The sequence below is a fragment of the Rhizobacter sp. P2_H3 genome, from assembly GCF_056403355.1.
In genome coordinates this window covers 1-26,704 of record NZ_JBFUFQ010000072.1, presented here as the reverse complement: position 1 = coordinate 26,704, position 26,704 = coordinate 1, and the positions used below count along the sequence as shown (strand labels likewise).

General features: G+C 69.5%; 23 protein-coding genes. 16 read left to right on the top strand and 7 right to left on the bottom strand.

Annotation, left to right across the window (positions count from 1 at the left end):
• From AC1D1T_RS15415 to AC1D1T_RS15405, 3 genes are all read right to left on the bottom strand, one after another.
• On the bottom strand, positions 1–1,611 hold a 1,611-nt coding region (locus AC1D1T_RS15415; protein ID WP_477992095.1), incomplete at its 3' end, for a PepSY-associated TM helix domain-containing protein.
• 26 nt (positions 1,612–1,637) lie between these two features.
• Positions 1,638–1,922, bottom strand: a complete 285-nt coding sequence (locus AC1D1T_RS15410) for an iron uptake protein (protein WP_477827009.1) — start codon at positions 1,920–1,922, stop codon at positions 1,638–1,640.
• 80 nt (positions 1,923–2,002) lie between these two features.
• Complete coding sequence (locus AC1D1T_RS15405) at positions 2,003–4,762, bottom strand: TonB-dependent receptor plug domain-containing protein (RefSeq protein WP_477838912.1); 2,760 nt, start codon at positions 4,760–4,762, stop codon at positions 2,003–2,005.
• 199 nt (positions 4,763–4,961) lie between these two features.
• On the opposite strand from AC1D1T_RS15405, the gene AC1D1T_RS15400 reads away from it, so the two are divergent.
• From AC1D1T_RS15400 to AC1D1T_RS15385, 4 genes are all read left to right on the top strand, one after another.
• The gene (locus AC1D1T_RS15400) at positions 4,962–5,921 is read left to right on the top strand and encodes a LysR family transcriptional regulator (RefSeq protein ID WP_477838909.1); all 960 of its coding nucleotides are present in this window, start codon (positions 4,962–4,964) and stop codon (positions 5,919–5,921) included.
• Between the two features lie 116 nt (positions 5,922–6,037).
• Positions 6,038–6,832 carry an SDR family oxidoreductase gene (locus AC1D1T_RS15395; protein WP_477828047.1) on the top strand — a complete coding sequence of 265 codons (795 nt, stop codon included), beginning with the start codon at positions 6,038–6,040 and terminating at the stop codon, positions 6,830–6,832.
• Positions 6,833–6,888: 56 nt separating this feature from the next.
• Positions 6,889–7,734, top strand: a complete 846-nt coding sequence (locus tag AC1D1T_RS15390; protein WP_477828048.1) for a PA4780 family RIO1-like protein kinase — start codon at positions 6,889–6,891, stop codon at positions 7,732–7,734.
• Positions 7,731–8,336, top strand: a complete 606-nt coding sequence (locus AC1D1T_RS15385; RefSeq protein WP_477844871.1) for a DUF938 domain-containing protein — start codon at positions 7,731–7,733, stop codon at positions 8,334–8,336. Before AC1D1T_RS15390 ends, AC1D1T_RS15385 begins: the two co-directional genes overlap by 4 nt.
• 64 nt (positions 8,337–8,400) lie before the next feature.
• Here AC1D1T_RS15385 and AC1D1T_RS15380 read toward each other — a convergent pair whose 3' ends face one another.
• Positions 8,401–10,986 (bottom strand): winged helix-turn-helix domain-containing protein, encoded by a 2,586-nt coding sequence (locus AC1D1T_RS15380; protein ID WP_477992094.1) that lies wholly within the window; start codon positions 10,984–10,986, stop codon positions 8,401–8,403.
• Positions 10,987–11,230: 244 nt separating this feature from the next.
• On the opposite strand from AC1D1T_RS15380, the gene AC1D1T_RS15375 reads away from it, so the two are divergent.
• The 11 genes from AC1D1T_RS15375 (at position 11,231) to AC1D1T_RS15325 (ending at position 23,107) form a co-directional block, all read left to right on the top strand.
• On the top strand, positions 11,231–14,014 hold the full coding sequence (locus AC1D1T_RS15375; RefSeq protein WP_477992093.1) for a YncE family protein: 2,784 nt from the start codon (positions 11,231–11,233) through the stop codon (positions 14,012–14,014).
• 140 nt (positions 14,015–14,154) lie between these two features.
• The gene (locus AC1D1T_RS15370; protein ID WP_477826647.1) at positions 14,155–15,468 is read left to right on the top strand and encodes an alpha/beta hydrolase family protein; all 1,314 of its coding nucleotides are present in this window, start codon (positions 14,155–14,157) and stop codon (positions 15,466–15,468) included.
• A gap of 10 nt (positions 15,469–15,478) precedes the next feature.
• Positions 15,479–15,997, top strand: coding sequence for an O-acetyl-ADP-ribose deacetylase (locus AC1D1T_RS15365; RefSeq protein WP_477826648.1), 519 nt, complete (start codon positions 15,479–15,481; stop codon positions 15,995–15,997).
• A gap of 10 nt (positions 15,998–16,007) precedes the next feature.
• The gene (locus AC1D1T_RS15360; protein ID WP_477826649.1) at positions 16,008–16,550 is read left to right on the top strand and encodes an ankyrin repeat domain-containing protein; all 543 of its coding nucleotides are present in this window, start codon (positions 16,008–16,010) and stop codon (positions 16,548–16,550) included.
• 38 nt (positions 16,551–16,588) lie between these two features.
• Positions 16,589–17,110, top strand: a complete 522-nt coding sequence (locus tag AC1D1T_RS15355; protein WP_477826650.1) for a DUF2199 domain-containing protein — start codon at positions 16,589–16,591, stop codon at positions 17,108–17,110.
• 35 nt (positions 17,111–17,145) lie between these two features.
• A complete protein-coding gene (locus tag AC1D1T_RS15350) occupies positions 17,146–17,556 on the top strand; it encodes a DUF4259 domain-containing protein (protein ID WP_477826651.1) in 411 nt (136 codons plus the stop codon).
• A 104-nt stretch (positions 17,557–17,660) separates the two neighbouring features.
• Positions 17,661–18,374 (top strand): DUF899 family protein, encoded by a 714-nt coding sequence (locus AC1D1T_RS15345; RefSeq protein WP_477842514.1) that lies wholly within the window; start codon positions 17,661–17,663, stop codon positions 18,372–18,374.
• 36 nt (positions 18,375–18,410) lie between these two features.
• Positions 18,411–19,562, top strand: coding sequence for an ATP-binding protein (locus AC1D1T_RS15340; RefSeq protein ID WP_477827497.1), 1,152 nt, complete (start codon positions 18,411–18,413; stop codon positions 19,560–19,562).
• Positions 19,563–19,708: 146 nt separating this feature from the next.
• Positions 19,709–20,137 (top strand): hypothetical protein, encoded by a 429-nt coding sequence (locus tag AC1D1T_RS15335; protein WP_477827496.1) that lies wholly within the window; start codon positions 19,709–19,711, stop codon positions 20,135–20,137.
• Positions 20,134–21,609, top strand: coding sequence for an ATPase domain-containing protein (locus tag AC1D1T_RS15330; RefSeq protein ID WP_477827495.1), 1,476 nt, complete (start codon positions 20,134–20,136; stop codon positions 21,607–21,609). The genes AC1D1T_RS15335 and AC1D1T_RS15330 overlap by 4 nt, the downstream gene beginning before the upstream one ends.
• A gap of 25 nt (positions 21,610–21,634) precedes the next feature.
• Positions 21,635–23,107, top strand: coding sequence for a diguanylate cyclase domain-containing protein (locus AC1D1T_RS15325; RefSeq protein WP_477842512.1), 1,473 nt, complete (start codon positions 21,635–21,637; stop codon positions 23,105–23,107).
• On the opposite strand, the gene AC1D1T_RS15320 is transcribed toward AC1D1T_RS15325, so the two are convergent.
• A complete protein-coding gene (locus tag AC1D1T_RS15320) occupies positions 23,065–23,697 on the bottom strand; it encodes an alcohol dehydrogenase catalytic domain-containing protein (RefSeq protein ID WP_477992092.1) in 633 nt (210 codons plus the stop codon). The two genes, AC1D1T_RS15325 and AC1D1T_RS15320, sit on opposite strands and share 43 nt — an antisense overlap.
• Between AC1D1T_RS15320 and AC1D1T_RS15315 the strand changes: the two genes are divergently transcribed.
• The gene (locus AC1D1T_RS15315) at positions 23,696–24,559 is read left to right on the top strand and encodes a LysR family transcriptional regulator (RefSeq protein WP_477844688.1); all 864 of its coding nucleotides are present in this window, start codon (positions 23,696–23,698) and stop codon (positions 24,557–24,559) included. The two genes, AC1D1T_RS15320 and AC1D1T_RS15315, sit on opposite strands and share 2 nt — an antisense overlap.
• Before the next feature lie 21 nt (positions 24,560–24,580).
• Here AC1D1T_RS15315 and AC1D1T_RS15310 read toward each other — a convergent pair whose 3' ends face one another.
• Entirely contained in the window at positions 24,581–25,987 is a 1,407-nt protein-coding gene (locus AC1D1T_RS15310) for a DHA2 family efflux MFS transporter permease subunit (protein ID WP_047505910.1), read from the bottom strand.
• Entirely contained in the window at positions 25,984–26,586 is a 603-nt protein-coding gene (locus tag AC1D1T_RS15305) for a TetR/AcrR family transcriptional regulator (protein ID WP_477828405.1), read from the bottom strand. Before AC1D1T_RS15305 ends, AC1D1T_RS15310 begins: the two co-directional genes overlap by 4 nt.
• Positions 26,587–26,704: the final 118 nt, after the last annotated feature.

Genomic DNA, 26,704 nt, shown 5'->3' with positions numbered 1-26,704 from the left:
GCGCCGCAGCGCGACGGCGGCCATGGCGGCGATCGCGCCGGCCACCAGCAGCGCCAGGTCGAGCCCCGCCACCGGCCAGAAGCGCTCGCCGAGCGTCTTGACCAGGTGGTCGCCGGTGGTGATCCAGTTCAGCGCCACCGCGGCGAACGCGAGCGCGGCGATGGCGCTGCACTGCTCGGCCCAGGCCGGCGACAGCCGCGCGTCGCGCACCGGCGCGCTGCGCCACAGCGCATGCACGGCCGCGATCACCCAGGCGCCCCAGAAGCTCGCCTTCTCCCAGTCGCCGCGCTGCGCCATCTCGGCGGGCAGCAGCCGGTTCGCGACCAGGATGGCCAGCGTCGCGACCAGCATGCCGGTGACGGTTGCCACGGCCACCGCATCGGCCCAGCGCGCGCCACCGGTGCCGGCCTTGGCATGCTGGCGCTTGCGCTTCTCGACGAAGAAGATGAAGCCGGTGGCGATGCAGAGGCAGCCCGACAGCCCGCCGAACACGTAGAACCAGCGCAGCAGCCAGTGCTCGAAATGCTGCAGGTGCAGGCCGGTCAGGAAGTCGTTGACGCTGGCCACCGCGCTCGGCGCCGGCTCTTCCAGCAGCACGCGGCCGGTGCTGCCCTCGAAGTGGATCGGCTGGCCGACCAGCGTCACGCGGTCGCTGCCGGCGCGGTACAGCGTGACGTAGCTGTTGCGGTCGCCGACGTGGTTCACAACCAGGTAGCCGACCTCGCCGGGCATGCCGCGCGCGGCCCAGCGGCGCTTCGCCTCGACCACCATCGCATCGACCGATGCGAGCGGCGCCTGCACGCCGGCCGGCTTGAACGGCAGGCCCTTGGCCTTCGCGTCGGCCATCGCCGCCGCCATCGCCTGCGGCTTCAGCAGCGTCTCGGAGACCGGCAGGTAGATGCTCGCGAACACCGTCAGGCCGGTCAGCGCGAACATGAAGTGGAAGGGCAGCGCGACCACACCGGTCAGGTTGTGCAGGTCGAGCGTGCTGCGCTGCACATGCTTGCGCGGGCGGAAGGTGAACAGCTCGCGGAAGATGCGGCGGTGGATCACCACGCCCGAGACCAGCGCCGCCAGCATCACCAGCGCCGCGAAGCCGACGATCCAGTACCCGAGGTCCTTCCAGGTCAGGTTCAGCCCGTAGTGCATCGGGTAGAAGAACTCGCTGCCGATCTTCAGCCGGTCGTCCGGCAGCAGCCGGCCGTTGCGCGGGTCGATCGTCACATGGCCGTGCACATGGTCGTCGGGGTCGTCCGGGTTGTTCGGCACCGCGTACTCGGCGTACAGCGACAGCACCGGGTCGCGGTGCGTCGTGTAGGCGCCCCAGTTCATCGGCGCGAGCGTCGCCGGCAGCGGGCCGCGCACGCGCTTCGCGGCGGCCTGCAGCTCGTCGGCCTCGGGCGTCATGCGCGCGAAGATCGGCGCGAGCATCGTGTCGAACGACGACATCGGCTGCGGCGCGAAACGCGTCTCGGGGATCGCCCAGCGGTCGATCTCGCGGTCGAACACCGACAGCGAGCCGAAGAAGAAGACCACGATCAGCACATAGCCGAGCACCAGCCCGAACCAGGTGTGCAGCCACGTCATCGACAGTCGGAAGGTGGGGAACATGGTGCGTGTCCGGTGTCAGGCCGGGTTCAGGTGGAAGGCAGCCGCGTCATCCACCAGCCGAGCCCGGTCATCGCCGCGCCGCCGCCGAACAGCACGAGCCAGACGCGCGCCGTGCTCGCGGCCGCGAACGACCAGCAGAACACGACGAGGTAGACCAGGAAGGCCACGAGGTACAGCAGCGTCTGCGCATCGGCATACGGCATGCCGGCGGACAGCATCAACGCGATGCCCAGCACCACGAAGCCCCAGGTGAAGGACCAGCCGCCGAGCACGCCGGCAGCAACGCGGGAGACGATCTGGATCCTTCGCATGGAAGCTACGCCGATAAGAATGATTCTTATCATTATCCACGAAGGAGGCGCCTCTCCCGAGGCGCCTGCCGTGTGCCGCCTTACTTGAACTGGTAGCTCAGCGACGCGTAATAGAAGCGCCCGCGCGGGTCGGCGAACGAGGCCGCGTAGCCGGTGGCATGCGAGCCGTACGACGCGACCGCGGTGAACGGCGGTTCCTCGTCGAACAGGTTGCGCACGCCCAGGCGCACCGAGAAGTCCTTCAGGCCGGTGTAGACGCCCGAGAGGTTCCAGCGGCTCGAGTCCTTCACGTGGTACTCCTGGTGCACGCCGATGTTGGCATCGACCAGGTCGGCCGACTCGGTCCAGCCCTTCACGAACACGTTCTCCAGCGTCGCGCCCCAGGTGTCGCGCTGCAGGTCGATGCTGAACGAATGCTGCCAGCGCGGGTGCGGCTGCACGCTGCCGCCGTCGCCGGCGGTGCCGGCGTAGTCGGTGAGCGGGCCGTCCTTGGAGGCCTGGCGCTTCCAGGTGTCCACGTAGGTGCCGTTCAGCGCGACCGTCAGCTTGCCGACCGAGGGCAGGGCCCAGCGCGTCGTCACGTCGACGTCGATGCCCGAGGTGCGCAGGTCACCCAGGTTCTCGACCGGCGTGTCGATGTAGCTGATGAAGCCGTCGGCCGTGCGGTGGATGCGGCTGCCGAATTTCGCCAGCAGCACCGGGTCGGTCAGGATGGCATCGCCCGTGACCACGCTGATCTGGTCCGTCTTCTTGATCAGCCACCAGTCGAGCGAGGTCGACAGCCACTTCACCGGCTCCAGCACGATGCCGGCCGAGAACTGCTTCGACTTCTCGGCCTTCAGGTCGCTCGACGACGAGAAGCGCTCGTTGAACTGGCTCTCGCAGCGCGAGTCGCCGGCGATCGGGCAGTTCGGGTCGACCAGCGAGTTGGCGGTGTTGGTCATCGACGGCGGGCTGTTCACGTCCCACAGCGACGGCGCGCGGAAGCCGGTACCGGCCGCGGTGCGCAGCAGCACCTCCTTGGCCGGCTGCCAGCGCAGGCTGGCGCGCGGGTTGAAGCTGGAGCCGAAGTCGTTGTAGCGGTCGTAGCGGGCCGCGAGGCCGGCCTCCCAGCCCTTCGCGAACGGGGCCGTGACCTCGGTGAACACCGCGATCACGTTGCGGCTCGCGCGCGTCTCGGGCACCGAGCCCTCGCCGCCGATGTGCAGGCCCTGGCGATAGTCGTCGTTGACCGGCGTGTCCTTGGCCTGCTCGTGGCGCAGGTCGAAGCCGAAGGCCGCCGCCAGCTGCCCGCCCGGCAGCTCGAGGAACTCGCGGCTCGCCTTGCCGTCGAGCACGGTCGTGGTGCTGGTGGACTTGCGCATCGTGCCTTCGAGCAGCGTCGAGCGCAGCAGCGCCTCGCCGGCCGCATCGCTGGGGCCGAACGGGTTGATCTGCCCGGTGGCCAGCGCGGCGATGAACTTCGGCTCGCTGATGTAGCCCGAGTAGCTCAGCGTGCCCTTGCCGCGGGCCACCGTCAGCGCGGTGTCGTAGTCCCAGCCCTGCGCCGTGCCCTTGAGCCCGGCCACCGCGCGCACCTGCTCGTTGACGTTGTCGTTGATGCGGTTGCCCACCGGCACGGCGCGCATCGAGATCTCGGCCATGCCGCTGGCCGGTGGGGCGTAGCCCAGCGTCGCCAGCAGTGCGGCCGGGTAGTAGGGGCTGGTGACGGGGATCGCGAAGCTCGGGTAGCTGGCGGTGTCGGGGTTCAGGTGCCCCGCAGTGGAGTCGATCGGCACCGGCGCGATGCGCCCGATGTTGTGGTTGCGTGCATACGACGCCTCGGTGAAGAACTCGTTCTGCGGGTCCAGGCGCAGCGTCAGGCGGCCGAACAGGTCGCCCTTGGTCTGGTCGGGCATGTTGTCGAGCGTGGCCGAGTAGATGAAGCGGCAGGCCTGCTTGGGCTGGCCGTTCGGCGTGGTGCCCGCGGTGGTGACGACGGTGAGCTTCGGGTCGCAGGGCGCGAAGTTCGGGTCGTTGAAGCCGTTGGTGCCGAGGTAGGCGCCGGGGCTGATGCCGAAGTCGACCAGCCGGCCCGGGAAGCCGCGGCCCGAGGTCGGCGGCGCCGAGCCCGGGATCTCGGTGATGCCGCGGTTGTAGTAGCCCTGGTCGATCGCGCGGATGCGGGTGTTGTCCTGGTAGTTCGCGGTGAACAGCAGGTTGTAGCCGTCGCTCGGCAGGTCGCCCTGTCCGTAAGCGAGGCTCAGGCCGCTCTCCTTGCCGCCGACATTCGCCTGCGTGTCGCCGTAGCGCAGCGTCAGCTGTCCGCTTTTGTAGTCGCGGCGCGTGATGAAGTTGATGACGCCGCCGACCGCATCGGTGCCGTAGACCGCCGACGCACCATCGCGCAGCACCTCGATGCGTTCCAGCGCGGCGAACGGGATGCTGTTCAGGTCGACCGCGACGGTGCCGCCGATGCTGCCGAACGGGTGGTTCGCGAGCCGCCGGCCATTCAGCAGCACGAGCGTCGAGTTGGCGCCCAGCCCGCGCATGTTGGCGTTCGAGGTGGCGTAGCCCGCCCCCTGGGTGGTGTCCGACTGCAGGCCGGTGCTGGCCGACACGCGCTGCAACAGCGCCTCGATGTTGGTTGCGCCGCTGCGCTCGATCTGCTCCTTCGTGATGATCGTGACCGGCAGGGCCGTCTCGGAGTCGACGCGCCGGATCGACGATCCGGTGATTTCCACGCGTTCCAGCTGCTGTTGGGTCGTGTCCTGGGCAGCTGCCTGCTGGGCGCTGGCCAAGGCCATGCCGCTGCTGAAGGCCACGGTGATGGCCCGATGGATCCTGGTTCTTCTCTGCATGTGATCCTTCCCTCCTGGTGGGATGGTKAGCGTGGATGGGGAACCGGGCGCCTGGCTCAGGGGCGCACAGTCGGTGTCGGCAGATGCCGGACCGTGACGGACTGTGGCCCGTGAGCAAGAAAAAGACCATGTGCGACGCACCATGTCAAACCCTGACATGGGCGCGGGAGCGGCGCGAGGGCTGCGGTAGGCTCCCGGCATGGATGAACTGCGAGCGTTGTCGACTTTCGTGCGCGTTGCCGAGCTCGGCAGCTTCAACAAGGCCGCGCAGGCGCAGGCCACGACGCCGCAGGCGGTCAGCAAGACGATCCGCCAGCTCGAGCAGCACCTGGGCGTGCGGCTGTTCCACCGCACCACGCGCAAGAGCTCGCTGACCGAGGAGGGCGAGCGCCTGCTGCATGCGGCGCGGCCCAACCTCGACGGGCTCGTCGATGCCCTGACGCGCGCCCGCAGCGCGGTGCGCAGCGACGAAGGGCTGGTGCGCATCAGTGCGGCCGGCGCGGTCGCGCGCCTGGTGCTGGTGCCGATGCTCGCGGCGTTCCAGGCGGAGCACCCGGCGATCCAGATCGACCTGCTGCTGGAGGACCGCTTCACCGACCTGGTCGGCGAGCGCATCGACGTCGGCTTTCGCGCCGGCAACCCGCCCGAAGCGCAGGTCATCGCGCGCCGGCTGTTCACGATCCAGCAGATCGCGTGCGCGTCGCCGGCCTACTTCGAACGGCATCCCGCGCCCGAGCGTCTGCAAGACCTGCTGCAGCACCGCTGCACCGCGTACCGCCAGCCCGGCACCGGCCGCCCGATGCCGTGGGAGTTCGAGGTCGACGGCAGCGCGGTCTTCCAGCACGTGCCGGTGGTGCTGTGCAGCAGCGAGCCCGAGGCCGACTGCCTCGCGGTGCTCGCCGGCATCGGCCTCGGCCAGGTCGACAGCATCAATGCCGCGGCTGCGCTGCGCGACGGCCGGCTGGTGCCGGTGCTGACGAACCACGTCAGCGAGCGCATGGGCCTCTACCTGTACTACGCGCAGCGGGCCGACATGCCGGGGCGCGTGCGGCGCTTCATCGACTTCAGCACCGCGTGGCTGCGCGACAGCAAGCAGTTCTGCGTGCCGCCGGCCGAGCTGCGTGCGCTGGCCAGAAGGGCTCGTGCGGCACGCCGATGATTGGCAACTTCGGGTTGTCAAAGTAACGGATTTTGTGGACTACCCAGGTTGAGCCTGGATTTCTAGAGTTCGTCCCAAGCGTCGCCGTCGCGCCGCAGAACCCAAGGACRAAACTCATGGCCACCTCTTCGACTTCTCTCTCTTCCCAGTTCGCTACCCAACTCGCCGGCCGTGTCGCGGTCATCACCGGCGCCTCCAGCGGCATCGGCCGCGCCTCGGCGCTGTTGTTGGCCTCGCGCGGCGCCAGGGTCGCGGTGCTGGCACGCCGCAAGGAGGCGCTCGACACGCTGGTGGCCGAGATCACCGCGGCCGGCGGCGAGGCCCTCGCGGTGCCGGTCGACGTGACCGACCAGGCCTCGGTGGACGCCGCGGCTGCCCAGGTGGCAGCGGCCTACGGGCGGGCGGATCTGGTCTTCAACAACGCCGGCGTGATGCTTCCGGGCGCGATCGAGGAGCGCAAGCTCGGCGAGTGGGAGCAGCAGATCGACCTGAACGTGACCGGCGTGATGCGCGTGATCCATGCGTTCGTGCCGCAGCTGGTGCAGGCCGCGGCCGAGGGTGCGACGGTCGACCTGGTGAACACCTCGTCGATCGCCGGCCAGAACCTGTACCCCTACTTCGCCGTGTACACCGCGACCAAGGCCTACGTGAGCCACCTGACGCGGCACCTGCGCATCGAGCTCGGGCCGAAGAACATCCGCGTGTCGATGATCGAGCCGGGCATCGTCGCGACCGAGCTGCAGGGCCACGTGACCTTCCAGGGCGCGAAGGACTGGCTGGCCGGTGCCGAGAAGACGATGGAGTTCCTGCAACCGGAGAACGTGGCCGAGAGCGTGGGCTTCATCGTCGCGCAGCCGAAGCACGTGAACCTGCAGCAGGTGGTGATCATGCCGACGAAGCAGACGACCTGAGTCCGCGGGCCCGAGCGGAAAAGGCCCGAGCAGAAAAAGGCCTGAGAATCGGCCCGATGAAAATCCCCGCCCGCCTGCAGACCCTGGTTGCCGAAGGTTTGATCGACAGCGTCGTTCGCCAGCTCAAGAGCGGCAAGGAAGCCGATGTCTACGTGGTGCGTTGCGGCGACGAGACCTGCGCCGCCAAGGTCTACAAGGAGGCGCACAAGCGCAGCTTCCGGCAGGCGGTGGACTACACCGAGAACCGCAAGGTGCGCAACAGCCGGCAGGCGCGCGCGATGGCCAAGGGCACGGCGTTCGGCCGCCAGCAGCAGGAGGCGGCGTGGCAGAGTGCCGAGGTGGATGCGCTGTACCGACTGGCGGCGGCGGGCGTGCGGGTGCCGAAGCCGCACAACTTCCTCGACGGCGTGCTGTTGATGGACCTGGTGGCCGACGAGCGGGGCGATGCCGCACCGCGCCTGAACGACCTGCCGTTCACCGAAGCGCAGGCCTTGCAGCACCATGCCACGCTGATCGGCGAGGTGGTGCGCATGCTGTGCGCCGGCGTGATCCACGGCGACCTGTCGGAGTTCAACATCCTGCTGGCCGGTGACGGCCCGGTCATCATCGACCTGCCGCAGGCGGTGGACGCGGCCGGCAACAACCACGCACCGCGCATGCTGATGCGCGACGTCGACAACCTGCGCGACTTCTTCGGCCGCTTTGCGCCGAGCCTGCTGCCGACGCGGTACGGCCCCGAGATCTGGTCGCTGTACGCTGGCGGCCTGCTCGCGCCGGGCACGCCGTTGACCGGCCGCTACGAACAGCGGGCCGGCGCGGTGGATCTGTCCGGCGTGCTGCGCGAGATCGAAGATGCGCGGCTCGAAGAAGCGGCGCGCCTGTTGAGAATGAGCACCCCATGACCGACGATTCCCGCCGCCACAGCCCTGCCGCCGAACGCAACCGCGCGGCGATCCTGACCGAACTGCAGCGCGTGTTGCCGCCACGGGGGTTGCTGCTGGAGATTGCCAGCGGCACCGGCCAGCATGCGGCGCACTGCAGCCCGGGGCTGCCGGGCTGGCAGTGGCAGCCGAGCGACTTCAATGCCGAGACGCTGCCGTCGATCCGCACCTGGTGCGCCGGGATCGACAACGTTCGCGCGCCGCTGCAGCTCGATGTGCTGGCGAGCGAGTGGCCCGGCGTGCCGGCGCAGGTCGATGCCGTCTTCTGCGCGAACATGATCCACGCGGCGCCGTGGGCCTGCTGCGGCGGGTTGATGCGCGGCGCGGCGCGGCATCTGTCGCCGCAGGGCATGCTGGTCACCTACGGGCCCTACCTGGAGGACGGCGTCGAGACGTCGCCCGGCAACCTGGGCTTCGACGTTGACCTGCGCGTGCGCGATGCCGGCTGGGGCTTGCGCCGGCGCGAGGATGTCGAGCACGAAGCCGCGCAGGCCGGGCTCATGCTGCGCGAACGGGTGGCGATGCCGACCAACAACTTGCTGTTGGTGTGGGCGCGCGACTGACTGCACGACAAAGGCTCGTTGGTCACTTCAGTCTTTTCCTCCTCACCCGCCGCGACGCGCAGCCTCAGACCAGCCGCAGCGCCCGAGCCCGAACCAGCGCCTCCACCCGCGTCCCCACGTCGAGCTTCGCGAAGATGTTCTTGACGTGCCACTTCACGGTGGTCAACGAGATCTGTGCCCGCGCACTGATCTGCTGGTTGCTCAGCCCCTGCGCGAGCAGCGCCAGCACCTCCAGCTCACGCGCCGTCAGCGCATCCACCGCATGGGCAGCCCGGGCCTCGCCACGCCCGAGCGCCGCACCGAACACGCGCAGCACGTGCTCCGGCACAAGCCGGCGCATCTGCGGCATCGCCAGCGCAGCCACCAGCACCTGGTGGAAGCTCGGGTTGTCGTCGAACCAGCTGCGCGACGGTGCATGGCCGCGCGCGCGCAGCAGCGACTGGTGCAGGCACTGCAGCGCCTCGTCGCGCGCGCCGGCCTCCCACAGGTTGCTGGCCAGCGCCGCTTCGATCGCATGCAAGCGCAGCACATGGCCCGCCGCCTCGGCGCTGGCTCTCAGCACCTGCAGCACGGCGCGCGCTTCATCGCGCCGCTGCGCATGCGACAGCAGCGCGGCCTGCGCCATGCCGCGCCGCTCCCAGGCTTCGTCATAGGGTCGCACGGCCTGCCATTCGGCCGCGTCCACGACGCCGAACTCCGCCGCCGCATCGCGCGCCCGCTGCGGCTCGCCGAGGGCCAGCCACAGCCGCACCTTGTCGAAGCACACCTGCGCCGCGAAGCGCCGCTCGTGGCTGCCGCCGAGCACGCCGTGCAGGTAGTCGAGCAGGCGCATCGCGGCCTCGGGTTCGCGCTCGGCCGCATGCACGCGGGCCTGGGTGCGCGCGGCCGCCACCAGCGTCTCGTAGGTGCCGCCGGCCTCCACCAGCGGCAGCAGCTCCTCGCACAGTGCACGCGCCTCCGGCAACCGGTTGGTCTCGTAGCGCAGCACGGCGAGCGCGGTGGCCGCATTCGCCCACGCCGCATTGCGCGGGCCGTGGCGCGTGCCGGCCCACAGCGCTTCCACGCGGCGCGCGGCCGAGCCGAAATCGCCCTTCGCCCGCTCCACCATCGCCAGCACGCTGCTCGCATAGCCCTCGCCGTACGGGCTGATCGGCTGCAGGATCTCGCGCGCACGCATCGCGAGCCGCCACGCGGCATCGAAACGGTGCGCGCAGAACAGCGCATATGCGCGATTGACCAGTTGCAACCCACGCAGCTGGGCGTCGCCATCGCTCTCGTCGGCGGCCGGCATCTCGACGCCGAGCGCCGCATGCTCGCCGAGCATCGCCTGCAGGATCTGCTGCAGCGTGCGCAGGTGGAAGCCGAACGGCGCGCCGTCGTGCGTCGCCGGGTCCGCGGCCAGGTGGCGCAGCATCGCGCGCGCTTCGTCGAAGCGGCGGCACAGCACGAGGCAGGTGGTGAAGGTCATGCCCAGCGCCGGCCGGGCCAGCAGTTGCTGCGGCTGCAGCCGTTCGCACCAGCGCACCACTTCGGCGATGTCGCCCGATTGCTGCCAGCGTGCGGCGGCGCGTTCCATCAGCTCGGCGCACCACGCCGGTTCGCCGGACTGGAAGGCATGGGTCAGCGCCTCGGTGAAGCGCAGCTGCGCGGCATACCAATGGCTGGCGCGTGCGTGCAAGGCGCGCTGGCGCGCCGGGTCGGCGGCCAGCCGGCTGCGCAGGAAGCCGAGGAACAGCGGGTGGTAGCGGAACGCGAGGCCGTGGCTGTCCTGCGCGGTGACGAAGAGCTGGTGGCGCTCCAGCCGCTCGAGCACTGCCTGCGAGCCGTCGCGGCCGAGCAGCGCATCGCACAGCTCGGCGGTCATCGCGTCGACGATGCTGGTCGAGACCAGGAACTCCTGCAAGGCCGCCTCCTGCTCGCTCAGCACCTCGCGCTGCAGGTAGGCGGCGATGTCGACGTGGCCGCCGTCGAAGTCGCCGTGGACGCCGTGCACGAGCAGTCCGAGCTTGACGCCCGCCGTCCAGCCTTGCGTGATCTCCAGCAATCGCTCGGCATCTTCCCGGCTCAGCGGCTTGGGCATCAGCTTGCGGCCGAGTTGCGTGACCTGGCCGAGGTCGAACGCCAGGTCGCCGCCGTCGAGCACCTCCAGCTGATCGCGCAGCCGCCACGTGGGCAGGTTCAGGCCGGGCACGCAACGCCCCGACAGCACCCAGTGCACACCCGGGGCGCACGCTGCCAGCAGCGTGTCGAGCAATGCGAGGCAGGGCGCGTCCTGCGCGTGCTGCACGTCGTCGATCACGATCAGCAGGTCGCCGCTGCGCTGCGCGAGCAGCGTCTGCAGGGTGGGCACCGCACCATCGGCGCCGGGGCGGGCCGGAGGCTGCACGCCGGCGGCGGCCACGCTGGCCAGCAGCCGCGTCGCCAGCGCCTGCGGGCCCGGCACCGGCCCGTCCAGCGTCAACCAGGCCACCGCGCGCCGTTGCCTGCGGTTGCGGAACCACTGCGTCAACAGCGTCGTCTTGCCGGAGCCGGCCGGCGCGGCCACCAGCACCAGGCGCAGCTTCGAGGCGGCATCGAGCCGCGCCATCAAGGCGGGTCGCGAGACGCTGGAGGGCGCCAGCAGCGGGGGCTCGATCGTCGTTTCTGACATCGCGGCGGCCGGGGGAGGTGAGGCCCTGGTGGGGAGGCGCGGGAGTGTAGCGCCCCCTCCCTGCGGAGGGGGCGCGCCGGCAGGGCGCTCCGTACGATCGTGCGGCGAGCCACCCTTGGGCAGCCCGCCAACCAACAAAGAAACCAGGAGACACCACATGCAAGCGCATCCCATGCCGGGCCGGGGCAGCCCCCGGTCTGCCCTGTCGTTGTCGTCGTCGTTGCGGTCACTGCTGGGCCTCGTCATGGCCCTGTTGTTCATGCCACTGGCGGCGTACGCGCAGGCGCCGTCCTTCATGCAGTTCGAGAGCGGCCCGGTGCGGCCGATGGCGATGTCGCCCGACCGCAGCCGGCTGTTCGTCGCCAACACGCCCAACAACACGCTGGACGTCTTCAGCATCGGCAGCGCCGGCCTGCAACTTGCCGCCCGTGTGCCGGTGGGGCTGGAACCGGTCTCGGTGGCGGTGCGCAGCAACACCGAGGTGTGGGTGGTGAACCACCTGTCCGACAGCGTCAGCATCGTCGACCTGGGCGGCACGCCGCGCGTGGTGCGCACGCTGCTGGTGGGCGACGAGCCGCGCGACATCGTGTTCGCCGGCAACCCGGAGCGCGCCTTCATCACCACTGCGCACCGCGGGCAGCAGCGCAGCGACCCGTCGCTCGCCGGCGTGCCTGGTGCCGGCGACCCGCAGCTCACGACGCCCGGCATCGGGCGCGCCGACGTGTGGGTGTTCAACCCGGCCAGCCTGGGCAGCACGTTCGGCGGCCTGCCGCTGCGCATCATGACCTTCTTCAGCGACACGCCGCGCGCGCTCGCGGTCAGCCCCGACCGCAGCACCGTCTACGTCGCGGCCTTCAAGTCGGGCAACCAGACCACCACCGTGCTGGCGGGAATGATCTGCGGCGGCTTCAACCCGAACCTGCCGTGCCTGGGGCCGAACTTCAAGATCGTGCCCGGAGGCAACCCCGGCCCGAAGACCAATTTCGAAGGCAAGCAGGCGCCCGAGGTCGGCCTGATCGTCAAGTTCAACAAGGCCAACGGGCGCTGGGAAGACGAGCTGAAGCGCAACTGGAACAACGCGGTGCAGTTCAGCCTGCCCGACCGCGACGTGTTCGCCGTCGACGCCAACACGCTGGCGCAGAAGACCAGCTGGTCGGGCGTCGGCACGGTGCTGTTCAACATGGTCACCAACCCGGTCAGCGGCGCGGTGTACGTCTCGAACACCGAGGCGATCAACGAGGCCCGCTTCGAAGGCCCCGGCACCTACGCCGGCCACACGGTGCAGGGCAAGCTCGCGCAGACGCGCATCACGGTGCTGTCGGGCGCGGCGGTGCAGCCGCGCCACCTGAACAAGCACATCGACTATTCGAAGCTGCCAAGCAACCCCGGCTACGACTGGACGATGAAGAACCATTCGCTCGCGATGCCGCTCGACATGGCGGTCACCGGCGACGGCCGCACGCTGTACGTGGCGGCGTTCAGCTCCAGCCGCATCGGCGTGTTCGACACCGCCGAGCTGGAGAACGACAGCTTCAACCCGCGCAGCGCGAGCGCGCGCTACATCGAGCTGGCCGGCGGCGGCCCGAGCGGGCTGGTGCTCGACGAGGCGCGCGGCCGGCTGTACGTCACCACGCGCTTCGACAACGCGGTGAAGGTGATCGACCTGGCCTCGCGTGCCACGCTGTCGTCGGTGGCGATGAAGAACCCCGAGCCGGCCGCGGTGCGCACCGGCCGGCCCTTCCTGTACGACGCGCGCCGCTTCTCGGCCAACGGCGAGGCCTCGTGCGCGAGCTGCCACACCTTCGGCGATGCCGACGACCTGGCCTGGGACCTCGGCAATCCGGATGACCGCGTCACCAACAACCCGATCACGAAGAACCTGTCGTCGCCGCTGGAGATCGCGCTGGGCAAGCTGCTGTTCGGCGTGAAGTCGCCGGTCAACGGCAGCGACAACGCCAACGAGTTCCACCCGATGAAGGGACCGATGACGACGCAGACGCTGCGCGGCATGCGCAACTCCGGCGCGATGCACTGGCGCGGCGACCGGGCGACCGGCATCTTCGGCAGCAGCGGCACCGACAGCACGCTGTCGTTCAAGAACTTCGCGGTGGCCTTCGAGGGGCTGCTGGGCGGCACCGCGCCGCTGAGCGAGGCCGAGATGCAGCAGTTCGCCGACTTCCAGATCCCGGTGATGCTGCCGCCGAACCCGATCCGCAAGCTCGACAACACGCTGACCGCCTCGCAGCAGCGCGGGCGCAGCTTCTACAGCGGCACGCGGCCGTCGGACGGCATCGACCTGGGCGCACTCGGCGGCCTGACGATGAACCAGACGGCCTTCACCTGCGAGGGCTGCCACCGGCTCGACCCGGCCAGCGGCTTCTTCGGCACCGGCGGGCGAGCGAGCTTCGAGGGCATCACGCAGATCGTGAAGATCCCGCACCTGCGCAACATGTACCAGAAGGTCGGCATGTTCGGCTCGCCGCGGGTGGAGTTCTTCGGCGCGCCCGACACCGGCTTCCTCGGCGAGCAGGTGCGCGGTTTCGGCTTCGTGAACGACGGTTCGGTCGACACGCTGTTCCGCTTCTTCACCGCCAAGGTCTTCAACCCGCAGCTCACCGTCGGCTTCCCGATCCTCGACCCGGATGCGACGCGGCGCGACGTGGTCGATTTCATGATGGCCTTCGACAGCGACCTCGCGCCGATCGTCGGCCAGCAGGTCACGCTGAACAGCGGCAACGCATCGGCGGTGGCGGGCCGCATCAACCTGCTGCTGCAGCGCGCGGCCACGCCGTTCACGTCGAAGGAGCTGGGCGGCGCGACCACCGAGTGCAGCCTGGTGGTGCGCATCGTCGAGGGCGGCGTGTCGCGCGGGCTGCTCTACAACCCGGCCGCGCAGGCCTTCGTCGCGTCCGACGGCAGCCAGCGCAGCGACGCCGCCGTGCGGGCGCTCGCGACGGTGCCGGGGCAGGAGGCGACCTACACCTGCGCGCCCCCGGGGTCGGGGGCACGCATCGCGTTCGATTCCTGAACGGGCGCTTCAGGCCGTCTGGCGGCGCAGCCGGACGGCCGGGGAGATCGACCGGTTCAGCCAGCGGGTGGGACACTTGCCGCGTCACTGGCTGGAACAGGATTCCCATGTCTGAACGAGCATCTCACTCCCGTGGCGCGATGGCTTGGCTTGCGCTGTGCAGCCTGGCGCTGCCGATGGTGTCGCAGGCGGCAGCAGAGCCGGCGGTCGACTGCGGTGTCGGCGCGTACCGGCTCGACGATGGCGGCATCGTCGACGTGGGCACGTCACGCGGCACCTCGCTGCGCTGGCGAAGGCCCGATGGAACGACGGGCGCCTTCGAGACCCAGGGCCCGGCGGCCGGCGTCAGTTCGCCGGGCTGGACGCAGCGGCCCGATGGCCGGCAGGTGCGCATCGATTGCGCGCAGGCCGGGATCGACTTCGGTGGCGTCCACGGCCGCCGGCTTGCGCTGCCGACGATCGACGTGCGGTTCACGAGTGACGGCACGCCGCTCGCGGGCCGCCTCGTGATGCCTGCCGGTGACGGGCCGGTGCCGGTCGTCGTGCTGCTGCAGGGCTCGGAGCACGACTCGGCGAAGCGCTTCGACTCGCTGCAACGGCGCTTTCCGGCCGCGGGTGTCGGCGCCTTCGTGTACGACAAGCGCGGCACCGGGGCATCTGGCGGGCACTACACGCAGGATTTCGAGCAGCTCGCGCGTGATGCGGTGGCAGCGCTGCAGGAGGCCCGGCGGCTTGCCGGCCGGCGCGTGGCGAGGATCGGATTGCACGGCCCGAGCCAGGGGGGCTGGGTCGCGCCGCTCGCGGCGAAGATCGCGCCGGTCGATTTCATCATCGTCGGCTTCGGGCTGGCGGTGTCGGTGCTCGACGAGGACCGCGAGGCGGTCGCGCTGAACATCACGTCGGCCGGCCACGGCGCGCAGGCGATGGCCGGTGCGATGGAGGTGGTGGATGCCTGCGGTGCGCTGGCCTTGAGCCCGGTGCCGGCGGTGTTCGACCGGTTCGCGCGCGTGCGGCAGCGCTACGCAGGCGAGCCGTGGTTCAAGGACGTGCGCGGCGACTTCTGCCACCTGCTGCTGGGGCTGAAGACGAAGGAGGAGTTGGCGGTGTTCGCGGAGCACCTGAACGCCGGAACGCCGTGGCTGTTCGACCCGATGGCGACGATCGCTGCCGTGACGGTGCCCCAGTTGTGGATCCTGGCGCAGGATGATCTCGAGGCGCCGAGTGCGGAGACGGCGCGCCGCCTCGCCGTGCTGCGAGGGGCCGGGCGGCCGATCGCGACGGCGGTGTTTCCGAAGACGGAGCACGGCATCTACGAGTACGAGACGGCGGCAGACGGCACCCGCCTGTCGACGCGCCAGCCGGACGGCTACCTGCGGATGATGGTCGACTTCGCGTTCGGGCCGGTGCTGAAGCCGGTGTATGGCACGGCGGTGCCGGCGCGACCGGATCGGTAGACTGGCGGGCATGACTGCCATGCTTCGCGCCGTTCGTGCCGACATCACGACCCTTGCCGTCGATGCGATCGTCAATGCTGCGAACTCGTCGTTGCTGGGTGGCGGTGGGGTGGATGGCGCGATCCATCGCGCGGCCGGTCCGGACCTCCTTCATGAATGCCGGCTGCTGGCCGGTTGCAAGACGGGCGATGCGAAGCTGACGAAGGGCTACCGGTTGAAGGCGAAGTACATCGTCCACACCGTCGGGCCGGTCTGGCGGGGTGGCGAGCACGGTGAGGCGGATCTGCTGGCGTCCTGCTACCGGAGGTCGCTCGAAGTCGCCGGCTCGAAAGGTGTCAGGTCATTGGCATTCCCGAGCATCAGCACCGGCATCTACGGGTATCCGATCGACTTGGCGGCGCAGGTCGCGGTCCGCACGGTGCGCGGCCATCTTGCGCAGTGTCCCGAGTTGGAAGAGGTGGTGTTCTGCTGCTTCTCCGCCATCGATCTCGCGGTCTACGAAAGGGCCATCGATGAACAGGCGAGCTGACTCCCAGCCGGTGCCGCCCATCGAATCCTGGGGCGACCTGCTGCGCGATCGTTCAGAGGCGGATGTGATCGCGTTCATTCGCCAGCAGCCTGAACTGGTGAATGCGCCGGATGCCGTCTCATCCGAATACGCGCTGGAGCAAGCTGTTTTCTACGAGAAGTGCGAACTGGTTCAAGTGCTGCTGGATCTGGGTGCAAACCCCGATCAACGGAACGACCAGGGTTGCCTGGCGCTGCACACGGCCATCGAATTGTTCGAGCGATCGCCGAGTGTCGCCTTGCAACTGGTCGAGGTCCTGCTGGTGCGAGGGGCCGATATCGAAGCCCGCGGGTATCCGGACTTCACAGCACTGCATCGGGCCTGCGCCGTGAATGCCATTCCGATCGCGATGGCGCTGATCGACCGCGGTGCCGGCCTGACGGCCGCAGCGGAAGCGTGGGTGGACGGCGGGCGCACGCCGCTCGACGTGGCCTTGACCCATCGGTACCAGGAGCTTGCGTCGCTGCTGCAGAGCCGGGGCGCAAAGAGCGTCGATGATCTTCCGGCAGCCTGACCCTTCTGGTTCCGTATCACTTCTTGAGCCCAACCACCATGGCAGCCATCTTCGCGTTCAAGTGCAGCAGTTGCGACAACATCCACGAGGGCTCTCCGAGCATCGCGTTCCGCATGCCCGATCCGTACGCCAGCCTGTCGGAGGAGCAGAAGGCGACGATGGGAAAGCTGAGCAGCGATTTCTGCACCATCACGCATGAGGACAGAACCGATCGTTTCGTCCGTGCCGTGCTGGAGGTGCCGATTCACGGGATCGAGGAGCCGTTCCTGTGGGGCCTCTGGGTGTCGCTGAGCGAGAAGAGCTTCAACCGCTATTTCGAAACCTACGATGAGCCCATCGACGGAGACTGTTTCTTCGGCTGGGTCTGCAACGCGATTCCGGCCTATCCGTACGACGAGTCGAGGCCGGCCGATGTCGTGGTGCAGCTCGGGGGCCAGCGACCCAAGGTCATCCTCCACCGTGGCGAGCACGGCCGCGATCCGTTGGTCATCGATCAAGTCCATGGAATTTCCATTGCCCGCGCACAGGAAATTGCGGAACATGCGTTCCATCGGAGCTGAGCCGGTCCCAGCACGGAATTCATCGAGGAGCGCACATGGGCGCATGGTCTGTTGATCCCTTCGGAAACGACGACGCCGCGGATTGGGCCTACGAGCTTGAAGAAGCCGACAGTCTCGGCCCCATTGAGGAAGCAATCGACGCTGTACTGTCTTCCGGCGAGGACTACCTGGAGGCTCCGCAGGCGTGCGTGGCCATCGCGGCGATCGAGGTTCTGGCCAGGCTCGCAGGCCGTTCCGGCGAGAAGACTTCGCACACGGAGGCGGTCGACAACTGGGTGGCGAGCGTTCAGCTCAAGCCACCCGTCGAGCTGATCGACAAGGCTCAAGCCGCCCTCGCGCGCATCCTTGCCGAGAACTCCGAACTGGCGGAACTGTGGCAGGACAGTGACGACCACGATGCCTGGCAGGCTCCGATGGATCATCTGCAAGCGCGTGTCGGTGCCTGAAGCAGCCATGCGATGACGCTGGCCCGCCTTTTTTTCGGCTCCTCGTGTCGATTCCGCTCCCCACCGTTCGTCGTCATGGCACCACCTCACAGCTGGAGACGCCCATGACCGCACAGCCGCCCCTGCGCCCCGCCAAGGACCTGGCCCAGTCCAGGCGCCGCTTCCCCGGCGAAAGCCCCGAGTACCGCGCCGCCCGCAACGCCCTGCTCGAGCAGGAGATCGAGCTGCGCCGCCTCAACGAGCGCGTCGCCGCACAGCGCCGCGCGCTGCCGCCGGGCGGCGTCGTGCCGCACGACTACCGGTTCGACGGCGAGCAGGGCCCCGTTACGCTGTCGCAGATGTTCGGCGAGCACGACACGCTGGTCATCTACAACTTCATGTACGGCCCGCAGCGCAAGCGGCCGTGCCCGATGTGCACCTCGATGCTCAGCGCGTTCGATGGCGAGATGCCCGACATCCTGCAGCGCGTCGCGTTCTCGGTGATCGCCCGATCGCCGATCGACCGCATCCTGGCCTTCAGGAAGGAACGCGGCTGGCGCCACCTGCGCCTGTACTCGTCGGGCGGCAACGACTTCAACCGCGACTACGCCGACGAAGACCCGGCGAGCACCGGCGACAACGCCGGCTTCAACGTCTTCACGCGCCGCGACGGCGTCATCCGCCACACCTGGGGCGACGAGATGGGACCCGAGAGCGCCGACCCCGGCCAGGACCCGCGCGGCGCGCCCGAAGTGATGCCGATCTGGATCGTGCTCGACATGACGCCCGGCGGCCGGGGCGTCGACTGGTACCCGGAACTCGAGTACCCGCAGCGCTGAGGCTCCAGCGGTTCCGCGCAGGGCGCAGAATGGCGAATGCGCCTGTCGAGCTTCATCCACGCCAACCTCGATGCCATCCTGCGGGATTGGGTCGCTTTCGCCGCCAGCCAGATGCCCGCCGCGGCCAGCATCGACGAGGTGGGCCTGCTCGACCACGGCAGGCTGATCCTGCAGGAGATCGCCGAAGACATGCGCCGTCCGCAGGACGACGACGAGCGGCAAGCCAAGTCGGAAGGCCAGAGCGACACGCCCGCCCCCCTGCGAAGCATCCCGTCGCGCAGCCATGCCCGACAGCGCGAGCGACAGGGCTTCGAGGTGGAGCAGATGGTGGCCGAATACCGGGCGCTGCGCGCGACGGTGTTGAGGTTGTGGCGCGCTTCACAGGGCGAAGCCCTGGCCCTCCAGGATCTCGACGACGTGACGCGCTTCAACGAGGCCGTGGACCAGGCCATCGCGGAGTCGTTGAGCGTCTTCGTGCTGGAGGTGAACCGCACGCGCGACCTGTTTCTCGGGATGCTGGGCCACGACCTGCGAGGGCCGCTCAGCACGATCTCGGCCTACGCGGCCCTGGCGCTGCGCACCCGCCCCGACGACGCGCCCCAACTCGCCGTGGTGAAGCGCAGCGTCGGCCAGATGAAGGCCCTGCTGGACGACCTGGTCGAGTACACGCGCCACCGCCTGGGGTCGGGCCTGCCCGTCAGTCCGGCGCCTCTGCATCTGGACAAGTTCGCCCAGAACACCTTGCAGGAAATCGATGCGATCACGCCCGGAAGAGTCCTGCAGCTGACCGTGCTGGGCGACCTGCAGGGTGAATGGGACGCCCGGCGCCTGCACCAGGCCTTGTCCAACCTGGTGTTCAATGCCTTGAAGTACGGATTCCCCAGCTCGCCGGTCCGCGTCATCCTGGATGGCACACGCGCCGACGAAGTCCTGCTGGCCGTCGAGAATCACGGCAAACCCATTCCTGCCGACCTGCTGCCCAGCCTCTTCGATCCGCTGGTGCGCGCCGGCAGCGACGAAGGGGATGCCGATTCCCAGGTGGCCGGGGCCAATCTCGGCCTCGGTCTGTACGTCGTCCGCGAGATCGCCCTGGCCCACGGCGGCACGGTGGATGTCTCATCTGACGAAGGGGCCACCCGCTTCGAGCTTCGGTTGCCGCGCATCTGCGTGCGTCGCGACGAGGCATGAGGGTCCCAATGTGCGGTAGCGTACAGACCCGCGTGGCCGTCCATGCGACGTTCAAGCCTTCCTGGCTCCAGCGCGTGATGCCGTTCGAACGCCCCAGGTCCGGCAGTCCCTCAATGAATGCGACGCTGCTTGCCGGCGTGTGACACATGCCCAGTCCAGAGAGCGATGGAATTGCGATCTTCCTGAAAAGGACAGTGCGAGACGGCGCCTCTTCGCTGCAGGTCGCCGAATCGGTCAGCGTGGCCTTGCAAGGCATCGACGAGGCCTTGACGCCCATCATCGGCAAGCGCGGCGTTGCCGCGCTGCACCAGCGCACGGTGCACCTTGCCCGCGGGAGCGGTTCCTGGCTGATCCTCACCAAGGAAGGAGTTCCCACCGCGATGGATTTCGAGGCGCTGAAGAGCGCGCTGGCACAGCAGGAGGCCATCGACGCCGCCGACCAGGGCGCCCTGATCCTGCAGACCTTCCACGCGTTGTTGACCACCCTGGTCGGCCCGTCGCTCACCGAACGATTGCTTCGCCCCGCATGGGCCACCCTTTTGAGCGGTCCGTCCGCGCAGGACACCACGTCATGACCAGCAAAGTAACGATCAACCGGTTGGCCACGAAGGTGCCCGGCCTGGACGAGATTCTTGGTGGCGGTTTGCCGGAGTTCTCCTTCAACCTCATCGCAGGCCAGCCGGGCTGCGGCAAGACGACGCTGGCGCACCAGATCATGTTCGCGCTGGCGACACCCGAGCGCCCGGCGATCTACTTCACGGTGCTGGGCGAGCCGCCGCTGAAGATGCTGCGCTACCAGCAGCAGTTCGAGTTTTTCGACACCGAGGCGATCAACACCTCGATCCGTTTCATCAATCTCTCCGACGACGCCGTGGTGGGCGACCTCGACCGCGTGCTCAAGCGCATCGTCGACGAGGTGACGCGGCACAGCCCGGCGCTCGTCTTCGTGGATTCCTTCCGGTCGGTCGTGCTGGCCAGCGAGACCGACGGCAACCCCCACAACAGCCTGCAGCAGTTCGTCCAGCAGCTCGGCATGGTGATGACGAGCTGGCAGGCCACGACCTTCCTGATCGGCGAGTACTTCACCGAGACCGATGCCAACCCGGTGTTCACGGTGTCGGACGGACTCATCTGGCTGCGCCAGAGCGTGCAGCGCAACTCCATGGTCCGCAAGATGGAGATCATGAAGATGCGTGGACAACCCACGCTGGCGGGCCTGCACACGTTCCGCATCACCGACGCGGGTGTGGAAGTGTTTCCACCGGCCAGCGTCGCGATCTCGCCGCCGGGCGACCCGAACGCCGCGCCGCTCGCCAGGCGGCTGTCGATGGGTGTGCCGGGCCTGGACGAGATGCTGGGCGGCGGCTTGCCGTGCGGCTACTCGCTGCTGGTGGCGGGGCCTTCCGGCTCCGGCAAGAGCATCCTGGCTGCGGCTTTCCTGGCGGAGGGCGTGCGAGCGGGAGAGACCGGCGTCATCGCTGCCTTCGAGCAGAGTCCCAGCCGGTCGCGCAGCCGCGTGGTCGCGGACCTGATCGCGAGCGGGAAGGTGGGCGTGGTGGAGAACCGCGCCGATCTGTCGATCGACGAGGTCGGGTACATGCTGATGCAGAACATCCGACGCCTCGGCGCAACCCGCGTGGTCATCGATTCGCTGTCCGGCTTCGAGCTGGCACTGGCGCCGACGTTCCGCGAGGACTTCCGCGAATCGCTGTCGAACCTCGTCATCACGCTGGCCAGTGCGGGGGTCACCGTGCTGATGACCTCGGAACTCGAGGACCGCTACACCGATCTTCGCTTCAGCCCCTACGGCACCGCGTTCATGACGGACGCGATCATCGTGCAGCGCTACATCGAGATCGACAGCCGGCTGCGGCGGGTGATGGCGGTGGTCAAGGTCCGGGCCAGCGCCCACTCGGACCAGCTTCGTGCGTACAGCATCGACGGCGATGGCATCCACATCGGCGAGATGCTGGCCGACCAGGAAGGGCTGCTCGGGGGCCGGCCCACGACGAAGCTGGCGGCCGCCGGACCCGGCAAGCGTTCCTGAGTCCGGGCATGCGGGCATCGTCACCATGACCGACGCTCCCGATCTTCCAGGCGTTGCGGCGACGGACGCCCAAGCCGAGCTGGACCGGCTGAATGCGCAGGTGACGACCATGCGCACCGTCCTGACGCAGTTGCTGCAGGATGTCGTCCGCGCCGAACGGCAGGTGGAGGAAGGCCGGGCGGCGCAGCTGCTGGAGGCCAACGAGCGCTTGATGGTGAGCGCGCTCGGGGCCATCACCGATGCCGAGATTGCCAACGTCGCGCGCGACAAGGCGTCGCAGACGGGCGGGCTCGATCCCTTGACGGGCTTGCCCACCCGCGCGGTGCTGCTGGACCGCCTGGAGAGCGCGATCTTCAATTCGAAGCGGCATGGCAACCGCGTCGCGTTGCTCTTTCTCGACCTCGACGGCTTCAAGCAGGTCAACGACGAGCAGGGTCACGCCGCAGGCGACCAGGCGCTCCAGCGGGTGGCCGATTGCCTGCGGACGGTCGTGCGCGAGACCGACACCGTCAGTCGCCATGGGGGTGACGAATTCCTGATCGTGCTCGCCGAGGTGGCGCTGGCGGCCGACGCCGCCATCGTCGCGGAGAAGGTGAACGCGGCCCTGCGCGAACACGATCCCGCCGGCCGTGCTGACCTGCGCCTGACGGCGAGCATCGGCATCAGCGTCTATCCGGAGGACGGGGCGGATGCCAAGACCTTGATCGACCGCGCCGACCAGGCGATGTACTTCGCCAAGAAGCAGGCGCTCGGCGGGTTCGTGTTCTACGCGGACCAGGCCACCGGCCAGTCGAGCCTGCCGGCCCCGTCCGTCCGGGCGCAACACCAGCGGATGACCCACCACGAGCTGGAGATGGCCGGCCACGAGCTGCAGCAGGCGCACCTGCGCGAAGCGAACGAACAGCTGGTGATGGCCGCGCTCGGTGCGCAGGAGCTGCTGGCCGCGGCAGAGGAAACGCGGCGCCGACAGGCGACCTTGCTGGCCTGGGTGGCCAACGAGTTGCGCAGTCCGTTCGCACCCATCCGGCTGGCCGCCGCGGCCCTGGGCAGGCCGGACGCCGCGAGCACCTTGTTGCCGCGCGCCCAGGCGATCATCGAGCAACAGGTCGACAAGATCCTGGGTCTCGTGAGCGGGCTTCTCGATCCCCCGTCGCGTGGCGAGGCCCCGTTGCCGGCGGGGCGGCAGAGCTTCGACGCGGCCGCGTCCATCGGCGTGGCCGTGGACGCCTGCCGACCCGCCGTCGAGGAGCGGGCGCAGACCCTGGACCTGACGATCTCCGGCCCCCTGAGGATCGACGCCGACCCGACGTTCCTCATCCAGACGCTGATGAGCCTGATCAGCCAGGCGTCGGCCTGCACCGGCCTCGCAGGACGCATCCGCTGCGCGGCCGAAGTGGCCGAGGGCCGGCTGTGCCTGACCGTCGTCGCAACGCCGGTCGATGGCGGGCCGGGGCATCAGTTCAGTGCGGCGCTTCCGGCTTCTCCCCAGTTGGCGTGATCACGCCGGTGGATCGCGTCGAGCTGCGCCGCGCTGCCGGTGGCCCACACCTCGGCCCCATGCGCACGCGCCAACTGCACCGCAATGTGCCCGACACCGCCGGCCCCGCCGTGCACCAGCACGCGATCACCGGGCTTCACCCGTGCGCGATCCACGAGCCCTTCCCACGCCGTGATCGTGACCAGCGGCAGCACGRCTGCCTCGCGCGGTGACAGCGCGGCCGGCCGCAGCGCCAGCAGCCGTGCATCCACCGCGATGAAGCCGGCCAGCGTGCCCGCATGCCCGCCGACGCCGCCGACCATGCCGAACACCTCGTCGCCCGGCTGCAGATGCGATACGCCGGCGCCGACCGCGCGCACGGTGCCGGTCATGTCGATGCCCAGCACGGCCGGCAGCGGCTGCCGCGCATGGGCGGCCTGGCCGGCTCGGATCTTCGCGTCGAGCGGGTTCAGGCCGCTGGCCCGGACCTCGACGAGGACCTGGCCCGCGCCGGCCGACGGCATCGGCATCTCGCGCACGGTGAAGGGCGCGCCGGCCGCATCGACGAAGGCGGCGGTGGTGTGGGCTGGAAGGGGAGTGAAGGACGACATGGAGTGGAGCGACGTGAAGGTGTTCCTCGCGGTCGCGCGCGAGGGCTCGCTCGGCGGTGCCGCGCGGCGCATCGGCCAGACGCAGCCGACGATGGGGCGGCGCCTGCGCGCGCTCGAGGAGTCGCTCGGCCAGCGGCTGTTCCAGCGCGGCAGCGCCGGCTTCGTGCTGACCGAGGAAGGGCAGTCGGTGCTGCAGCATGCGCAGCGCATCGAGGAGGAAGCGCTGGCGATCGAGCGCCGCCTCGCCGACGGCCAGGTGGCGTTGAGCGGCCTGCTGCGGATCTCGTCGTCGGACTGGTTCGGCGTGCACCTGCTCGCGCCGTGGTGCGCCGCGTTCATGGACCAGCACCCGCAGGTGACGATCGAGCTGATCACCGACAGCCGGCTGTTCAGCCTGGCGCGGCGCGAGGCCGACCTGGTGTTCCGCATCGCCCCGTTCAGTGAGCCCGAGGTCGTGCAGCGGCGCTTCATGCACCTCGACTACGGCCTGTACGTCGCGAGCACCCGCCGGGGCCTGCTGCCGCGGCGCGGCCAGGGCCTGCGGCTGGTGACGATGGACAGCGCCTTCGACGACATGCCCGACGTGGCGTGGCTCAAGCGCAGCTTCCCCGAGGCGCGCACGGCGTTCGGCAGCAACAGCCGCGAAGCGCAGGCGCGCCTGTGCGCGGCCGGTGCCGGCGTGGCGGTGCTGCCGTGCGCGCTGGCCGAGGGGATGCCCGGGCTGCGCCGCATCACGCGGGCCGAGCCGCCGCCCGGCCGTGAGGTCTGGATGGGCTACCACCAGGACCTGCGGAATGCCGGCCGGCTGCGCGCGTTCGTCGAGTTCGTGGCGGCGATAGCGGAGCAACGCGCGAACGGCTGATGCCGTTCGGCTCACGCCGCTTCAGGACGGCCGCGGTGCCGGCCGGGTGTTGACGAAAAGGCAGAGGAAGGCCGTCAGCAGCGCGAGGCCGATGTGCAGCCCGTAGACCGCGTTGAAATCGCTGCGCTGCACGACGCCGTGGCCGAGCAGCAGCACCGTGATCGCGACGCCGATCACGGCGCCGATCTGGCGCGTGGCCTGGTTGACGGCGCTGCCGACCGCATAGTGCTGTGCCGGCAGCTTGCTGACCGCCGCCCCCGACAGCGACGGCAGCACCATGCCGACGCTGGTGCCGCTCAGCAGCAGGCCGGGCAGCCAGTGCGTCAGGTAGGCGGGTTCGAGGCCGGGCATCGTCATGAACCAGAGGCCGGCGACGGCATAGAGCAGGGCGCCGCCGACCAGGAAGGGCCGGTGGCCGAGGCGCCCGGCGAGGCGGCCGGTGACGATGGCGACCGGGATCACGGTGAGCGGGCCCGGTGCGATCGCGATGCCGGCCAGTGCCTGGCTGTAGTGCCACACGTTGCTCATGTAGAAGAAGAACGTGAAGAACATCATCGCGAACGCGATGCCGAAGGCGAGCGTGGCGGCGTTGACGGCGCTGTAGGTGCGGTGGCGGAACAGGCCGAGGTCGACCAGCGGRTCGCGCACCCGGCCGGCCCAGATGACGAACGCGACGAGGGCGATCACGCCGGTGCTGCCGGCGGCGAGCAGCTGCGCGCGCGTCCAGGCCGGCGATTCGGATTCGACGATGGCCAGCGCGATGGCACCGACCGCGACGATCAGCAGCGCCATGCCGACCGCATCGACCTTGCGCGGCGTGGCCGAGCGCGGGGATTCGCCGAGCAGCGCGGCGCCGCGCCACAGCGACAGCGCGCCGATCGGCAGGTTGATGAAGAAGGCCCAGGGCCAGCCGACGGTCTCGACGACGAGCGAGCCGAGGCTCGGGCCGACGGCGGCCGCGAAGCCGGCGACCGCGCCCCACAGGCTCACGGTGAGCGCTCGTTTCTCCTGCGGGAAGGCATTGAGCACGATCGACAGCGAGGCCGGCGTCAGCAGGGCCGCGCCGACGGCCTGCAGCACGCGCGCGGCGATCAGCCAGCCGACGCTGCCGGCGAGGCCGCAGGCGGCGGAGGCGGCGATGAACACGGTGACGCCGAACAGGAAGACCCGCTTGCGGCCGTGCGTGTCGGCGAGCCCGCCGGCGGGGATCAGCATTGCGGCGTAGACGACGGTGTAGGCGTTGAGCACCCACGACATGTCGGCGGCCGTGGCCTGCGGAAAGCCGGCACGCAGCGCGCCGAAGGCGGCGTACAGCATCGTGCTGTCGAGCGACACCAGGAAGGCGGCGACGCTCGCGACCCAGAAGACGGGCCACGGGGAGGTGCGCGGGGCGGGTGGTTCGACAACGACGGGGGTGGCGATGCTCATGGGGCTTGCTCGGAAGGTGTTGCGGTGTCGTACTGCAGCAGCAGGGCTTGGCGTGAGCCCGACAACAGGGCACGGCCTTCGGTGGTGTTGCCGAGCGCACGGGCCAGTTGCAGCGAGCCGACCAGCGTGCCGGTGATGACGCCGGCGGCGGCGCGGTGCGTCTCGGGCAAGGCAGTCGTCACGCGATCGACGAGGCGGCGCACGCGCTGCGCGGAGGCCTCGCGCACGAGCTCGGACTGGCGCGGCATGTCGGAGCCGAGCGCGGCGACCGGGCAGCCGCTGTCCATCGACACGAGGTGGCGATCGGCGAGGTAGGCATCGACGAGGGCGCGGAACGGGCTGACGCCTCGGGCGGCGCGTTGCGCGGTAGACCGTGCGACGTTGTCGGCGCTCTCGCGGCCGGCGTGTTCGAGCGCTTCGACGAGCAGTGCATCGCGCGATTCGAAGTGCGCATAGAAGCCGCCGTGTGTGAGCCCGGCGTCCTTCATCACGTCGGCGACGCCGAGGCCGGCGTAGCCATGGCGGCGGATCGCGCGGGCGGCGGCCTCGACGATGCGCTCATGGGTTTCTTCCTTCCGGGTGTTGGCGTGGCGTGCCATCGGTGTCTGCCTGCCGGGCTTGTTAATATGACACTGATCATATTCTTGTTCGTCGTTTTGTGCTTGTGCGGGCAAAGGCGCGGGTGGGGAGGCTGTGGCTCGCCGGCCGGTGCGGTCA

Bases quoted from the DNA above. Each gene is read 5' to 3' on its own strand.
- AC1D1T_RS15410 (WP_477827009.1), bottom strand. From the start codon at position 1,922: ATGCGAAGGATCCAGATCGTCTCCCGCGTTGCTGCCGGCGTGCTCGGC.
- AC1D1T_RS15405 (WP_477838912.1), bottom strand. From the start codon at position 4,762: ATGCAGAGAAGAACCAGGATCCATCGGGCCATCACCGTGGCCTTCAGC.
- AC1D1T_RS15400 (WP_477838909.1), top strand. From the start codon at position 4,962: ATGGATGAACTGCGAGCGTTGTCGACTTTCGTGCGCGTTGCCGAGCTC.
- AC1D1T_RS15395 (WP_477828047.1), top strand. From the start codon at position 6,038: ATGGCCACCTCTTCGACTTCTCTCTCTTCCCAGTTCGCTACCCAACTC.
- AC1D1T_RS15390 (WP_477828048.1), top strand. From the start codon at position 6,889: ATGAAAATCCCCGCCCGCCTGCAGACCCTGGTTGCCGAAGGTTTGATC.
- AC1D1T_RS15385 (WP_477844871.1), top strand. From the start codon at position 7,731: ATGACCGACGATTCCCGCCGCCACAGCCCTGCCGCCGAACGCAACCGC.
- AC1D1T_RS15380 (WP_477992094.1), bottom strand. From the start codon at position 10,986: ATGTCAGAAACGACGATCGAGCCCCCGCTGCTGGCGCCCTCCAGCGTC.
- AC1D1T_RS15375 (WP_477992093.1), top strand. From the start codon at position 11,231: ATGGCCCTGTTGTTCATGCCACTGGCGGCGTACGCGCAGGCGCCGTCC.
- AC1D1T_RS15370 (WP_477826647.1), top strand. From the start codon at position 14,155: ATGGCTTGGCTTGCGCTGTGCAGCCTGGCGCTGCCGATGGTGTCGCAG.
- AC1D1T_RS15365 (WP_477826648.1), top strand. From the start codon at position 15,479: ATGACTGCCATGCTTCGCGCCGTTCGTGCCGACATCACGACCCTTGCC.
- AC1D1T_RS15355 (WP_477826650.1), top strand. From the start codon at position 16,589: ATGGCAGCCATCTTCGCGTTCAAGTGCAGCAGTTGCGACAACATCCAC.
- AC1D1T_RS15350 (WP_477826651.1), top strand. From the start codon at position 17,146: ATGGGCGCATGGTCTGTTGATCCCTTCGGAAACGACGACGCCGCGGAT.
- AC1D1T_RS15345 (WP_477842514.1), top strand. From the start codon at position 17,661: ATGACCGCACAGCCGCCCCTGCGCCCCGCCAAGGACCTGGCCCAGTCC.
- AC1D1T_RS15340 (WP_477827497.1), top strand. From the start codon at position 18,411: ATGCGCCTGTCGAGCTTCATCCACGCCAACCTCGATGCCATCCTGCGG.
- AC1D1T_RS15335 (WP_477827496.1), top strand. From the start codon at position 19,709: ATGCCCAGTCCAGAGAGCGATGGAATTGCGATCTTCCTGAAAAGGACA.
- AC1D1T_RS15330 (WP_477827495.1), top strand. From the start codon at position 20,134: ATGACCAGCAAAGTAACGATCAACCGGTTGGCCACGAAGGTGCCCGGC.
- AC1D1T_RS15325 (WP_477842512.1), top strand. From the start codon at position 21,635: ATGACCGACGCTCCCGATCTTCCAGGCGTTGCGGCGACGGACGCCCAA.
- AC1D1T_RS15315 (WP_477844688.1), top strand. From the start codon at position 23,696: ATGGAGTGGAGCGACGTGAAGGTGTTCCTCGCGGTCGCGCGCGAGGGC.
- AC1D1T_RS15305 (WP_477828405.1), bottom strand. From the start codon at position 26,586: ATGGCACGCCACGCCAACACCCGGAAGGAAGAAACCCATGAGCGCATC.